This is a genomic window from Sorangium sp. So ce321, from assembly GCF_051530195.1.
Lineage (GTDB): Bacteria > Myxococcota_A > Polyangia > Polyangiales > Polyangiaceae > Sorangium.
Map to the genome: position 1 here is coordinate 2,146,248 of NZ_CP150329.1, position 13,804 is coordinate 2,160,051.

Sequence of the window (13,804 nt, forward strand, 5' to 3'; positions counted from 1 at the left end):
CGCCGTGCGATTCGCCGGGGGGTCGGCCATACCTGGCTCTCTGTATTCGGCTGGCGCGTGGAGGGCGTGAAGGATCTCCCGCCGAAGGCGGTGCTGATCGCGTGGCCTCACACATCGAACTGGGACTTCCCGTTCACGCTCGCGGTGAGCTACGTGCTCGACCTCGAGTTCTCGTGGCTCGGCAAGCACACCCTCTTCGAGCCGCCGTTCGGCTGGTTCTTCAGGTGGCTCGGCGGCGTCCCCGTCGACCGCCGCGACCGGAACAACCTCGTCGCGGCCGTGGTCGACGTGCTCAAGCAGCGCGACGAGCTCCATCTGATCATCGCGCCCGAGGGCACGCGCTCGCGCACCAAGCGGTGGAAGACGGGCTTCTATTACGTGGCGCTCGGCGCCGGCGTCCCGATCCTCCTCGGTTACCTCGATTTCCCCCGGAAGCGAGGCGGGATCCTCCACGTCTTCTACCCGACGGGCGATATCGAGGCCGACATGGCGGCGATCCGCCGCCATTACGAGGGCATCGAGGGAAAGCACGCGAGCCGGATGAGCGAGATCACGCTCGGCGCGAGGAGCGCCCCGGCGAACGGGGCCGTGCAGCACCCGTGAGCCCGGGCCGGCGGCGCGCGAGCCACCCGCGCGCCGGCTGCGCGCTGGCAGGAGCGCGCGTCAGCGCGGCGACGGCGCGCGCACCGATGAGACGGGCCCCGCCGTGATCCTCGCCGTCAGGACGCCCGCGAGCGTCCACTCGTAGGTCGAGCGATCCGTGTACACGACGAACTTGCCGCCCGTCGCGAGGTTGGCGACGGTGACGCCCATGGCGATGAGCCCTGGCCGGACGAGGATATGGACCTCCTTCAGCTTGTCAGGGTTCCGCAGGTGCCACGCCGTGAGCTTGGCGCGGACGTCGCTGTCGTAGCCGGTGCCGAGCTCGAGATCGTTGAACACGATGGGGTGCAGGCCCGAGTCGATGAGGGTCTCCAGGTGCCTGACCGCCGGCTCGATGAGGTCGAGCGTCGCGTACCCCTCGAAGCGCCGCGTGACGACGTCGGACGCGGGCGTGCGAATATCCAGGACCCCCCGCGACGTCGACCAGCGGTCGCCCCGCGCTCCGAGCCTTGTGTGTGCCAAATCCATCTCGATTTCGGGACTTTAGTCGATGGGCGGCGCTTCGCCATCCGATCGTTCGGCCCCGCGCCGTCCGCCGATCCCCGAGACCGGACCGTGCGCCGCGCCGCGGTGCGGCCGGGGCTGCGCGGCCGCGGCGGCCGGTCCCGGAGCGCGCCGCGCCCGCCATCCAGGGCGGCCGGCGCTCCGGCGCGCTCGGTCGCCGTCCCGCATCGGCGAGCGCCGTCGGCGCGACGGAGCGGCTATGATGTCGCGACTGTTTCGGCCGCCGGCCGGTGCTGGCGGCCTCGCGAGGCGTCTTCGCCCGCAGCAGAGGGACGAAGGAGGATCTACCGAGATGAGAGGATATGAATCGAAGGTGCTGCGGCTCGCTGTCGTGGCGTTCGCGTGCGCGATGATGGCGGGCTGCGGCGGCCCGCTGCGCTACACGCCGCAGGGCATCGGGAAGGCGCCGGGCGCCGACGCCGTGGTCGTGGCCGACGTCAACTTCGACGCGGCCATGACTCGCCTCGACATCAACGCGAAGAACCTCCCGCCGCCGGAACGCCTCGACGCGTCCAGCACCGCCTTCGTCGTGTGGGCGCGCCCGGACAGCGATTCGCCCTGGCAGCGGGTCGGCGCCCTCAACTACGACGTCGAGGACCGCACCGGGAAGCTCAAGGACGCGAGCGTGCCGCTCACCCGGTTCGAGCTCGTCGTCACCGTCGAGAAGAACCCCAATCCCGAGTCGCCGTCCTCGGAGATCGTCTTCAAGCAAGACGTCGAGTACTAGCGATCGCCCGCGGGGCGCCGCGCGGAGCCCGCGTCGATCGCGGAGCGCCGCGCCATGCGCCCGGCGCAGCTCGGTCGACGAGACGTCCGGGGCGCCGCGCGGGATAAGGCCTCTCCTGAGCCTCATGGCTGCTGGCGTCCTCTCGATTCCATATCAGTCTAGTGCGCTGATGATCGACCGCGTGCGTGTCCGTCAGGCCCGGATCGGGCCTTGACGAGACATCGCCGTTCCCGCGAGACGCGGAGGAGATCGAGGTGTCAGTGCCAGAGGACCTCTTCAGAAGCGCTCCGTTCACGAGGGTCCTGCCGCCGCTCGTCATCGCCGCCGCCGCCGTGGCCGCGCACGGCTGCGATGGCGGAGGGAGATCGCAGGGCCCGGAGGCCAGCGGCGGCGGGACCGTCGCCGGCGGAGGCGGGGGCGGGGGCGGCGGGGACGCCGGGGGCGGCGCAGACGGCAGCGGCGGCGGGGCGCCCTGCGGCGCGGCCGCGGACTGCCCCGGCGTCGACGGCGAGTGCCAGCGGCGCACCTGCGACGGCGGCCGGTGCGGCCTCGACCCGGCGCCGCGGGGCAAGCCCGTGGCCGAGCAGGTCCCGGGCGACTGCAAGAAGAGCGTTTGCGACGGGCAAGGCGCCGTGATCGAGCTCGATGACGAGCGCGACGCCTTCTCCGACGGAGACCCGTGCTCGGCGGACGTCTGCGTCGCGGGCGCGCCGGCGAACCCGCCGGCGCCGGCCGCCACGGTCTGCGGCGGCCCCGGCGTGGCCGCAGGTCGCTACTGCGACGGGGACGGCGCCTGCGTCGAGTGCCTCGCCGCGGGCGATTGCCTGAGCAACGTCTGTGTCGCGAGCCGGTGCGTGGCGCCGGATTGCGGTGATGGCGTGGCGAACGGGGACGAGACCGACGCGGACTGCGGTGGCCCCGCCTGCGTGCCGTGCGCGGACCTGGCCGCCTGCCTCGCCGACGGCGACTGCCGGAGCGGCATCTGCAGGGACGGACTGTGCGCGGCGTCCTCGTGCAGCGACGGCGCGAAGAACGGGGCCGAGACGGACCGCGACTGCGGCGGCCCGGCGTGCCCGCCGTGCGCCACCGGCAAGGCGTGCGCCGTGGACGACGATTGCCTGGGCGGCCGGTGCTCCGGGACGACGTGCCTCCCTTCATGCACCGACGTCGCCCGGAACGGCGCCGAGACGGACATCGACTGCGGCGGCCCGGCGTGCGCCGGGTGCGCCGCCGGCATGCGGTGCGCGGACGGGCGCGACTGCCTGAGCGGCGTGTGCAGCGCCGCGGGGGAGTGCGCCGCGCCGGCGTGCGGGGACGGCGTCGTCAACGCCGCCAGCGAGGCGTGCGACGACGGCAACGCGAGCAACACCGACGCGTGCCTCGCGGCGTGCGCGGCGGCCGCTTGCGGCGACGGGTTCGTGCAGGCCGGCGTGGAGGCGTGCGACGACGGCAACGCGAGCAACACCGACGCCTGCCCGGCGAGCTGCGCGCGGGCGGCGTGCGGGGATGGGTTCGTGCGCACCGGCGTCGAGGCGTGCGACGACGGAAACCGGAGCGCCGGCGACGGGTGCAGCCCCGCGTGCCTCCTCGAGGGCTGCGGCGACGGCGCGGTCCGGGCCGGCGAGGAGTGCGACGACGGCGACACCGACAGCGCCGACGGCTGCCCCATCACGTGCCGCGCCGCGCGGTGCGGCGACGGGTTCGTGCGGGCCGGCGTCGAGGGCTGCGACGACGCGAACGCGTCGGGCGGCGACGGCTGCAGCGCGACGTGCACCGTGGAGGCGGGCTACACCTGCCGGAGCTCGCCCAGCGTGTGCACCTTCACCAAGGAGCGCGACTGCGGTGACGCGGACGACGACGACCTCGATGGCGAGACGGACTGCGACGACCCGGACTGCGCGCTGGGCTGCGAGGACGTCGTGGGCGACTGCCCGCCCGGGCAGGTGCTGTGGGTGCAGTCGTCCGCGGACGTGCCCAGGAACGTCGCGGATCGCTCGACCGTCTCGAGCGTGCTCGCGGTCCCGTCGGTCGGCGTGATCCGGCGCGTGTCGCTGGAGCTCGACATCACGCACCCGTTCGACGGGGACATCGACGTCTCGCTCACGTCTCCGGCGGGCTCGACGGTCGAGGTCTCGAGCGACAACGGGGGCTCCGGCGACAACTACCGCGGGACGATCTTCGATATGGGCTGTGCGGCCCCGGTCTGGGCGGCGATGGCGCCGTTCCGCGGCTGCTACCGCCCGGAGGCGTCGTTCGCGGCGCTCCTGTCCGGGCCGGCGAACGGCACATGGACGCTCCGGGTCGGGGACGACGCCGGCTCCGACTCCGGCACGCTCGACGCGTGGTCGCTCGCCCTCTGCATCGCCCCTTGAGCGCGCGGCGCGCGCGGCGCCCCCGCGGCGACGGCACCCGCGGCGCCTTGCGCTCCGCGGCCTGCGCGCGGACCGGCGCGCGCCTCTCCATTCCTCGCATCTCCCGCGCCCGTCCGGCGTGAGCAGCCGCGCTCGCCTGGCCTGGTCTCCCGTACCGGCGGCCCTCGATCCGTGCCAGGGTGCGCGCGTGCCCTGGGTTCGCGCATCGCTTCGAGGTCAAACCGTCTACGCCCGCGCGGACGCCGCCGGCGCCCTGGCCCCGGAGGAGGGGGGCGGCGTCGAGATCCGCTACAAGCCGCACGACGGCCGCAGGTACAAGGCGCGCCCGGAGAACCTGACCATCGTCGACCCGAAGGTGCTGCCCGACGACACCTGCGGCCCCGCCGAGGCGGTCGTCAAGGCGCGCGCCGGCGAGCAGCCGGAGGGAGCGGGGGGCGCGGGCGCTCCGGCGGCGTCCGGGCCAGCGCGCGCGCAGCGCAAGGCGTCGGCGCGGGGGGCGACCGCCGCGGCGCCTGTGCCGGAAGGGGCCGTCATCGTCTACGCCGACGGCGCGTGCTCGGGCAACCCCGGGCCGGCCGGGCTCGGCGTGGTGGTCATCGACGGCGGCCGGCGGATCGAGCGCAGCGAGTACCTCGGCACCGCGACCAACAACATCGCGGAGCTGACAGCCATCCTCCGGTCGCTCGAGGAGGTGGAAGAGCCGGAGCGGCCCATCGTCATCCACACGGACAGCCAGTATTCGATCGGCGTGCTCCAGAAGGGGTGGAAGGCGAAGGCGAACGCCGAGCTCATCGCGTCGCTGCGCGGCGTGCTCGCGTCGCGCCCGCGCGCGCGCCTCGTGTACGTGCCGGGGCACGCCGGCGTGCTGCTCAACGAGCGCGCCGACGCGCTCGCGCGCGAGGCCGTCCGCGAGCGCGCGTCCCGGCGGACGGTCTATCCCGGCTCTAGCTGAGCCAGCGAGGCGGCCGTGGCCGCCGAGCGCGTCGCCTGTGTGCACGTGCGCGCTCGGCGGGGGCCCGCGCGGCTCAGGAGAAGCCGTCGATGGCCGCGTTCAGCGTGGCGCTGGGCCGCAGCGCGGCGAACGTCTTCTGGTCGTCGAAGTGGTAGTAGCCGCCGAGATCGACGGGTTTACCCTGCGCGCCGATCAGCTCGCCGTCGATCTTGGACTCGTTGTCCGTCAGGGTCCTGGCGAGCTTGCCGAACTTGGCCGCCAGCTCCTTGTCCTCGGTCTGCTTGGCGAGGGACTGCGCCCAGTAGAGCGCGAGGTAGAAGTGGCTGCCGCGGTTGTCGATCTCGCCGACCTTGCGCGCCGGGCTCTTGTTGTTCTCGAGGAACAGGCCGATCGCCGTGTCCAGCGCCTTGGCGAGCACCTTGGCCTTGGCGTTGTTGGTCTTGGTGGCGAGGTCCTCGATCGAGACCTGCAGCGCCAGGAACTCGCCGAGCGAGTCCCAGCGCAGGTAGTTCTCTTTCTGCAGCTGCTGGACGTGCTTCGGCGCCGAGCCGCCGGCGCCGGTCTCGTACAGGCCGCCGCCGGCCAGGAGCGGCACGATGGAGAGCATCTTGGCGCTGGTGCCCAGCTCCAGGATCGGGAACAGGTCCGTCAGGTAGTCGCGCAGCACGTTGCCGGTGACGCTGATGGTGTCCTTGCCCTCCTTCATGCGGCCGAGCGTGAAGTTCATCGCCTCCACCGGGCTCTTGATCGGGAGCTCCAGGCCCTTGGTGTCGTGCTCGGACAGGTAGGCCTTGACCTTGGCGATCAGGTTCCTGTCGTGGGCGCGGTTCTCGTCGAGCCAGAACACCGCCGGGGCGCCCGTGGCGCGCGCGCGGGTGACGGCCAGCTTGACCCAATCCTTGATCGCGATGTCCTTCGTCTGGCAAGCGCGGAAGACGTCGCCGGCTTCGACCTCCTGCTCCAGCAGGGCGTTGCCGGAGGCGTCGACGACGCGCACCGTGCCGCTCTCGGCGATCTTGAAGGTCTTGTCGTGTGAGCCGTACTCCTCCGCGGCCTGCGCCATGAGCCCCACGTTCGGCGAGCTGCCCATCGTGCGCGGGTCGAACGCCCCGTGCTGCTTGTGGAACTCGACCGTGGCCTGGTAGATGCCGGCGTAGGAGCGATCGGGGATCGTGAACTTGGTGTCGTAGAGCTTGCCGTCGGTGCCGTACATCTTGCCACTGGAGCGGATGGCCGCCGGCATCGAGGCGTCGATGATCACGTCCGAGGGCACGTGCAGGTTGGTGATGCCGCGGTCGGAGTCGACCATGGCCAGCGTCGGGCGTTGCTCGTAGAGGGCCTTGATGTCCGCCTCGATCTTCGCCTTCTCGTCTGCCGGCAAGCTCTGGATCTTGCTGTACAGGTCGCCGATGCCGTTGTTCGGGTCGAAGCCGACCTTGGCCAGCGTGGCCGCGTGCTTGTCGAGCGCCTCGGCATAAAACACGCTGACGGCGTGCCCGAAGAGGATCGGGTCGCTGACCTTCATCATCGTGGCCTTGAGGTGCAGGGAGAACAGCACACCCTGCTTCTTCGCGTCCGCCACCTGCTCGGCGTAGAACGCGCGAAGGGCCTTGGCGCTCATCACGCTGGCGTCGACGACCTCGCCCGCCTGCACCTTGACGCTCGGCTTGAGCACGGTCGTCTTGCCGCCGGCGACGAGCTCGATCTTCAGCTCCTGCGCCTTGTCCACCACGACCGACTTCTCGCTGCCGTAGAAGTCGCCGCCGGACATGTGCGCGACGTGGCTCTTCGAGTCACGGCTCCACGCGCCCATCGAGTGCGGGTGCTTCCTGGCGTACTCCTTGACGGCGGGCGAGGCGCGGCGATCGCTGTTGCCCTCGCGCAGGACGGGGTTCACGGCGCTCCCGAGCACCTTGGCGTAACGTGCCTTGATCGCCTTCTCCTCCTCCGTCTTCGCCTCGGAGGGGTAGTCCGGCACGGCGTAGCCCTGCTGCTGCAGCTCCTTGATGGCGGCCACGAGCTGCGGGATGGAGGCGCTGATGTTGGGCAGCTTGATGATGTTGGCGTTCGGCGTCTTGGCCAGCTCGCCGAGCTCTGCCAGGTGGTCGCCGAGCTTCTGGTTGTCCGTCAGGCGCTCCGGGAAGCTGGCGAGGATGCGGCCCGCCAGCGAGATGTCGCGCGTCTCGACTCGGACCCCGGCGGCTTTCGTGAACGCCTCGACGATCGGGAGGAGCGAATACGTGGCCAAGGCCGGCGCCTCGTCTGTCTTCGTGTAGATGATGGTAGAATTTTGCGTTTCCACTGTGTCCTCGAGGGTTGAAAGGGCCGGGATTGTCGGGAAGGTTTCGCCCGGCGCCAAGGGCCCGTCGCACCGTACGCCTTCTCGACCGCGCGTCGAAGACGCGCTGGCTCGCGCGCCAGATGTCCGGTCCGGTCCCGTCTCCCTCGATGAAAGGGGACGACGGGGTTGTCCGGCACGACCAGCGCGCCGGCCTGCGACATGGAGACCGGTTGTCCATGCGTGGGCTCCGGGGAGGTTGTCGTTGGGGCCGCTTACCGCGCCGGGATCGCTGCGGCAACAGGCTGGACCGCGGCGGCCAGGCGGCGCGCCGCGAGGGAGGCGCGCCGCTTCATGCCGGGCCGCGCCGGCCCGGAAACGCGTGGAACCGGCTGGGGTCCAATGGTAGAGGCGCCCGATGCGCGCACCGCTCCGCCTCGCCCTCGCCGGGGTCTTCGCCGCCGCCGCCCTCGCGGCCCCGCTCGCCCACGCGGTCGTGAGCGAGCGCATCGTCGCGGTCGTGGGCGATCGCGCCATCCTGCTCTCGGACCTGCGGCAGCGGGCCCGGCCCTTCCTCCTGCAGATCCAGGCGCGCGTCCCGCCGGGCGCGCAGCAGGCCGCGGCCGAGTCGCAGGTCCTGCGCGAGCTCATCCAGAAGATGGTGGACGAGGAGCTCGAGAGCCTGGCGGCCGAGAAGGCCAACATCCGCGTGACCTCCGACGAGATCGAGAACGCCTTCCGGAACATCGCCGCCGCGGAGCAGACGACGGTCGAGGAGCTGTTCCGGCTGGCGCGGACGACCTCCGGGCTCACCGAGCAGGAGTACCGCGACGAGATCCGCCGGCAGATCCTCGAGGGCAAGATGCTGCAGCTGCGCGTGAAGGGCCGCGTGCGCCTCACCGAGCAGGACGTGCAGTCCGCCTTCGATCGGCTCGTGCGCGAGGAGCGCCGGCGGCGCGAGTACCACCCGGCGTGGATCGTCCTGCGCGTCCTGCCCGGCTCGAGCGCCGAGGCGGTCGAGGAGCGCCGCGCGCTGGCCGCGGCGATCGCGGATCGCGCGCGGCGGGGCGAGGATTTCGCGGCGCTCGCGCGGCAGTTCTCGGACGACACGGCGACCCGCGAGGAGGGCGGCGACCTCGGGGTCCGCGCGCCCCAGGGGACGCAGGCAGCGGCGACCGGCCAGCGCGAGGTGATGGCCCCGGAGCTCGAGGCCGCGCTCATGGCGATCGAGCCCGGCGACATGACCGGGCCGATGCGCGCGGGCGACGCGTTCGTGGTGATGAAGCTCCTGAGCCGCCAGCCGTCGCGCTTCACCACGCTCGAGGCTGCCCGCCCGGAGATCCTGCAGCGGCTGCAGGGCGAGATCCTGCAGAAGGCGAAGGTGAAGTGGCTGGACGAGCTGAAGCGCGGGACGCACGTCGAGGTCCGGCTCTGACGCGCGAGGGCGCGGGGGGCGCGGGGGGCGCGGGGAGCAGGAGGCGCGCGGGCGGCGCCGGCGATGCGGTCGTCCCCGAGTGCACCGCGTGCGGCACCTGCTGTTTCTCGGGTCTGCCCGAGTACATCCGGGTCTTCGGGTGCGACCACGATCGCATGGATGACCGCGCGCGGGGGCTCACGCACTTCATCGGCAACCGCTGCTACATGCGCATCGAGGATGGCCGCTGCGCCGCGCTCACGCTCGACGCGGAGCTCGGCCGGTTCCTCTGCTCGATCTACGAGGTGCGGCCCGACTGCTGCCGCGCGCTCGAGCGCGGCAGCGGCGCGTGCCTCGGCGAGCTGCACGAGAAGCGGGAGCGGCCGCTCATCGCGCTCGACGCGCTCCGGCGCCGCGCGGGCGGCGGGGGCGTCGCGGGGCAGGGCGGCGGCCCGGCGTAGGCGCCGCCCGCCTCGCCGTCACGGCGAGGCGTCCCTGTCCTCCACCGGCGGCGCGCCCGCGTCGAGCACGGCCCGGTCGATCCGCATGCTCACGTCGAGCGTGACCGTCTGCCCGGTGGAGACGGAGATCGTGCGCTTCTCCTCGGGCGCGTTCGGGTGCCGGAACGTGACGAAGTGCCGGCCGGCCTGGAGCGGGATCGGCCGCGCCATCGGCGTCACGTCGATGAGCTCCCCGTCGATGACGACCTCCGCCCACGGCCTGGCGAGCACCTTCAGGTAGCCGCGCTCCTCGAAGCCCGCGGCGGGCTGCCGCGCTTCAGCGCTCGGCGGCGCGGCCGCGTCGCTCTGGCGCAGGCCGAGCTCGATGAGCGCGCCGCCCGCGAGGACCAGCGCGAAGATGCCTGCGAGCCGGCCCACGTCGGGCGCGAGCGACGGCCCGCTCCGCCGCTCGGCCGCGGGGCGCACGGACGGCAGCTGCGCGGGCGGCAGCTCGTCCCCGCCGAGCTTCGCCGCCGCGAGCGCCCGCGCGATGAGCGCGCGCGGCGCCGGGTGACCGCGCTCGGTGAGCTCCTCGGCCAGGGCGTCCGCGACCGCGCGGCCGTTCTCGTAGCGCTGCTCCGGGTCCTTCTCGAGGCACCGGAGCACGACCCGCTCGAGCCCGCGCGACACGTCGGGCACGAGCCCCCGCAGCGGCTGCGGCGGCGCGCTGCGGATGCGGTGCGCGACGGCCCTGCCCTCGGCCCACCGGTCCTCCTCGCGCTCGCGCGGCGCGCGGGACACGCGCGCCGCGCTCGACGCGCTCGACGTCCGGTTCCCTTCCTCCGCCTCCGCCCTGGGCTCGTCGAAGGGGCGCGCGCCGGTGAGCATCTCGAACAGCACCACGCCGAGCGTGAACACGTCGGCCTGCGGGCCTGTATCGGCCCCGAGGATCTGCTCCGGCGCCATGTAGTCGGGCCGCGCGAACGTGTCGCTCCCCTCGAACGGCTCGGGCAGCGACGGCAGCCGGCCGTCGAACGCCGCCGCGAACTCGAGGATCTTCACCCCGCCCGACGGCGTGACGATCACGCGCTCGGGGCGCAGCTCGCGGTGCACCACGCCCCGCTCGTGCGCGTGCCCGAGGCCGCGCGCGATCTCGAGCGCGATGGCCGCGGCGGCGCCCTCGTCGAGCCGGCCCGCGCGCGCGCACAGCTCCGCCAGCGTCGGCCCCGAGAGCGGCTCCAGCACGAGCCAGATCCGGTCCTCGTCGCGCTGGAAGTCGTGGATGTCGATGATGTTGGGGTGCCGGATGCGCGCGAGGATCTTCGCCTCGCGCTCGAGGCCGGCCGCGAACGCGCTCGCGGCCGACACCGTGGGCTTCAGCGTCTTGACCAGCGCCGCCCGGCCGAGCTCGGCGTGCTCGGCCCGGTACGTCACCGTGAGCGCCCGCGCCGAGACGGCCTCGCGCAGGATGTACGGGCCGAGCTGCCTCTCCGCCGCGACCACTTCCTATTGTCGAACGCGGAGCGAGCGCCCCGTCATCGCCGCGGGCTGCGGAATGCCGAGGATCTCGAGCATCGTCGGCGCCACGTCGCAGATGCGCCCGCCCGACCGGAGCACGATGCCCTTGTCGTGCTGGTTCAGGTAGTAGAACGGCACCGGGTTGAGCGTGTGCGCCGTGTGGGGGTTGCCGTGCTCGTCCTGCATCAGCTCGCAGTTGCCGTGGTCCGCGGTGATCATGAGCGCGCCGCCGGCCTCCCGCACGGCGTCCGCGATGTCCCCGAGCCCCTTGTCGACCGCCTCGACGGCGTGGATGGCGGCCTCGAGGATGCCCGTGTGCCCGACCATGTCCGGGTTCGCGAAGTTCACCAGGATGAAGTCGTACTTCCCGCTCTTGATCGCGGCCACGACCTCGCTCGCCACGCCCGCCGCGCTCATCTCGGGCTTCTGGTCGTAGGTGGCGACGTCGCGCGGCGAGGGCACGAGCTTCCGGTCCTCGCCCTGGAAGCTCTCCTCGCGCCCGCCGTTGAAGAAGTACGTGACGTGCGCGTACTTCTCGGTCTCCGCGCACCGGAGCTGCGTGAGCCCGGCGCCGGAGATCACCTCGGGGAACGACTGGGTGATCTCGTCCTTCGGGAACGCGACCGGCAGCTTCAGCGCCGCGTCGTACTCGGTCATGCAGCTGTAGCAGTGCTCCTGGAAGGCGTGGACCGGCTTGCCGCGGTCCGTGAGGAACTCGAGGACCTCGGGCGGCAGGTTCCGCCGCGTGAGCATCGCCGAGATCTCTCGCATGCGATCGGGCCTGAAGTTGACGGCGAGGCCGACCTCCTCTCCCCACCACTCCCACTTCGAGTCCTGCGCGGCGAAGTCGGCCATGAAGTCGCCCTTGATGCCCTGGTAGTCGCCGATGCGCACCGGCTCGACGAACTCGTCCGTCTTGCCGAGGGCGTACGACTGCTGGATCGCGTCGTACGCGCTGTCGACCCGCGGCGCCTCGCCGCGCACGATCGCCGTGTAGGCCTTCATCACGCGGTCCCAGCGCTTGTCGCGGTCCATGGCGTAGTACCGGCCCGAGACGGTGCCGATGACGCCGACGCCCTCGAGCGCTCGCTCGATCTGCTCGATGTAGCCCCACGCGCTCTTCTGCGCCGTGTCGCGCCCGTCGAGGAACGCGTGCAGGACGACGGGGACCTCGTGGAACTTCGCGAGCTTGAACAGCGCGAAGAAGTGATCGAGCGACGAGTGCACGCCGCCGTCAGAGACGAGCCCGAAGAGGTGCAGCCGGCACTTGCGGTCCTGCGCGATGCGGAACGCCCTGTCGATGATCGGGTTCGAGCCGAGCTTGTTCTCGGCGATCGCGACGTCGATGCGCGAGATGTCCATCAGCGCGATCCTGCCGGCGCCGAAGTTCAGGTGGCCGACCTCGCTGTTGCCCATCTGCCCCACCGGCAGGCCGACGTCGGGGCCGCTCGTCCCGATCAGCGTCTTCTGGGCGTCGCGCTTGATCGCGTCGAGGTGCGGCGTCGTCGCGAGGGCGATCGCGTTCTGGTCCTTTTCTTCGCGCTCGCCGAATCCGTCGAGGATACAGAGGACGAGCGGGCGGGGGCGTTGACTGGGAGAAGGTGCGGCTTCGCTCATGGCGGCGGAATCTACAACGAAGCCGCGGCGATCGGGGGGGGCAGCTCAGGGAATTTCGACCCCTCCTCTGACGTCCGCGCGTCCGCGCACCCGCGGGGCCGAGCGACGCGGGGCGTGGCCCCCGGCGCGCGGCGTCCGCCATCGCAGGGGAGGGGAGGCGGCGGGCGGCAGCGGGGGCTGTCCCGCGCCCGCGGCCTCCCCTACGATGGCGGACGCCGCATGGGAGGACCTCGATGAGCCAGGCTCCGCCGTTCCACCTCGCCTTCCCGGTCTCGGACCTCGAGGCGACCCGCCGCTTCTACGTCGACGTGCTGGGCTGCCGCGTCGGGCGCGAGGCCGCGCGGTGGATCGACTTCGACTTCTTCGGCCACCAGATCTCGGCGCATCTGGTCGACGAGACCCGCGTCGGTGAGGCCCGCGTCGGTGAGGCCCGCGTCGATGAGGCCGGCGCCGGCCTCCCCACGAATCCGGTCGACGGCAAGGACGTGCCGGTGCGCCACTTCGGCGCCATCCTCGAGTGGCGCGCCTGGCACGCGCTGGTCGAGCGCCTCCGCGGGCTCGGGGTGCAGTTCCTGATCGAGCCGCACATCCGCTTCGTCGGCGAGCCCGGCGAGCAGGCGACGCTCTTCGTCGTCGATCCCAGCGGTCATGCGCTGGAGTTCAAATCATTCAGGGATACGAGCCAGATCTTCGCGACGTGAGCCGCGGCGTACGGCGTGCGTGCTAACATCCGCCCATGTCCGACAGCGCTCGTCGCGCCACGTACCAGGATGTGCTTGACACGCCGCCGAACCAGGTGGCCGAGATCCTGAACGGCGTGCTCCACGCGACCCCGCGGCCGTCGCTGTCGTGCCGCAACGTCACCTCGGTGCTCGCCGGCGAGCTCTACCTGCCGTTCCGCCGGGGCATCAAGGGGCCCGGGCGGTGGGCGCTGCTCGTCGAGCCCGAGCTGCACCTCGGCATCGATCCGGACATCGTCATCCCCGACATCGCCGCGTGGCGCCGCGACCGGATGCCGCAGATCCCGATGCGGAACGCGGCCATCTTCCTCGCGCCCGACTGGGTGTGCGAGGTGATCTCGCCGTCCACCGAGGCGCTCGATCGACGCGACAAGATGGAGATCTACGCGCGCGAGCACGTGGCGCACTACTGGCTCATCGACCCGCGGCTCCGGCTGCTCGAGGTCTACCGCAGCGAAGCGGGGCGGTTCGCGCGCGCGGGCGCGTGGGAGGGCGAGGTCACCGTGCGCGCGGCGCCGTTCGACGCGGTGGAGATCGAGCTCGGCGTTCTCTGGCAGGAGTAGCGCAGGAATAGCGCAG

At 72.3% G+C, this 13,804-nt stretch carries 12 protein-coding genes; 8 read left to right on the plus strand and 4 right to left on the minus strand.

Going from position 1 to position 13,804, the window contains the following annotated elements; all coding sequences use genetic code 11:
• The first annotated feature begins 66 nt into the window (after positions 1 to 66).
• Positions 67 to 603, plus strand: coding sequence for a lysophospholipid acyltransferase family protein (locus tag WME89_RS08310; protein ID WP_438008688.1), 537 nt, complete (start codon positions 67 to 69; stop codon positions 601 to 603).
• A 60-nt stretch (positions 604 to 663) separates the two neighbouring features.
• On the opposite strand, the gene WME89_RS08315 is transcribed toward WME89_RS08310, so the two are convergent.
• A complete protein-coding gene (locus WME89_RS08315; RefSeq protein WP_438008689.1) occupies positions 664 to 1,131 on the minus strand; it encodes a hypothetical protein in 468 nt (155 codons plus the stop codon).
• A gap of 328 nt (positions 1,132 to 1,459) precedes the next feature.
• Between WME89_RS08315 and WME89_RS08320 the strand changes: the two genes are divergently transcribed.
• The 3 genes from WME89_RS08320 (at position 1,460) to WME89_RS08330 (ending at position 5,218) form a co-directional block, all read left to right on the plus strand.
• Positions 1,460 to 1,894, plus strand: coding sequence for a hypothetical protein (locus WME89_RS08320; RefSeq protein WP_438008690.1), 435 nt, complete (start codon positions 1,460 to 1,462; stop codon positions 1,892 to 1,894).
• A 254-nt stretch (positions 1,895 to 2,148) separates the two neighbouring features.
• Positions 2,149 to 4,266 carry a proprotein convertase P-domain-containing protein gene (locus WME89_RS08325; protein WP_438008691.1) on the plus strand — a complete coding sequence of 706 codons (2,118 nt, stop codon included), beginning with the start codon at positions 2,149 to 2,151 and terminating at the stop codon, positions 4,264 to 4,266.
• Between the two features lie 187 nt (positions 4,267 to 4,453).
• On the plus strand, positions 4,454 to 5,218 hold the full coding sequence (locus WME89_RS08330) for a ribonuclease HI (protein ID WP_438008692.1): 765 nt from the start codon (positions 4,454 to 4,456) through the stop codon (positions 5,216 to 5,218).
• A gap of 73 nt (positions 5,219 to 5,291) precedes the next feature.
• Here the strand turns inward: WME89_RS08330 and WME89_RS08335 are convergent, their stop codons facing one another.
• Complete coding sequence (locus WME89_RS08335; protein ID WP_438008693.1) at positions 5,292 to 7,520, minus strand: NADP-dependent isocitrate dehydrogenase; 2,229 nt, start codon at positions 7,518 to 7,520, stop codon at positions 5,292 to 5,294.
• A gap of 394 nt (positions 7,521 to 7,914) precedes the next feature.
• Here WME89_RS08335 and WME89_RS08340 point away from each other — a divergent pair, with 394 nt between their 5' ends.
• Positions 7,915 to 8,931: a peptidylprolyl isomerase gene (locus WME89_RS08340; protein WP_438008694.1), complete on the plus strand. Its 1,017-nt coding sequence runs from the start codon at positions 7,915 to 7,917 to the stop codon at positions 8,929 to 8,931.
• Positions 8,883 to 9,371 (plus strand): YkgJ family cysteine cluster protein, encoded by a 489-nt coding sequence (locus WME89_RS08345; protein WP_438008695.1) that lies wholly within the window; start codon positions 8,883 to 8,885, stop codon positions 9,369 to 9,371. The genes WME89_RS08340 and WME89_RS08345 overlap by 49 nt, the downstream gene beginning before the upstream one ends.
• An 18-nt stretch (positions 9,372 to 9,389) precedes the next feature.
• Here WME89_RS08345 and WME89_RS08350 read toward each other — a convergent pair whose 3' ends face one another.
• Entirely contained in the window at positions 9,390 to 10,853 is a 1,464-nt protein-coding gene (locus WME89_RS08350; protein ID WP_438008696.1) for a serine/threonine protein kinase, read from the minus strand.
• 3 nt (positions 10,854 to 10,856) lie between these two features.
• On the minus strand, positions 10,857 to 12,485 hold the full coding sequence (gene gpmI / locus WME89_RS08355; protein ID WP_438008697.1) for a 2,3-bisphosphoglycerate-independent phosphoglycerate mutase: 1,629 nt from the start codon (positions 12,483 to 12,485) through the stop codon (positions 10,857 to 10,859).
• Positions 12,486 to 12,718: 233 nt separating this feature from the next.
• On the opposite strand from gpmI, the gene WME89_RS08360 reads away from it, so the two are divergent.
• Positions 12,719 to 13,186, plus strand: a complete 468-nt coding sequence (locus tag WME89_RS08360; RefSeq protein ID WP_438008698.1) for a VOC family protein — start codon at positions 12,719 to 12,721, stop codon at positions 13,184 to 13,186.
• 35 nt (positions 13,187 to 13,221) lie between these two features.
• Entirely contained in the window at positions 13,222 to 13,788 is a 567-nt protein-coding gene (locus WME89_RS08365; RefSeq protein ID WP_437624597.1) for a Uma2 family endonuclease, read from the plus strand.
• The last annotated feature ends 16 nt before the right edge of the window (positions 13,789 to 13,804 follow it).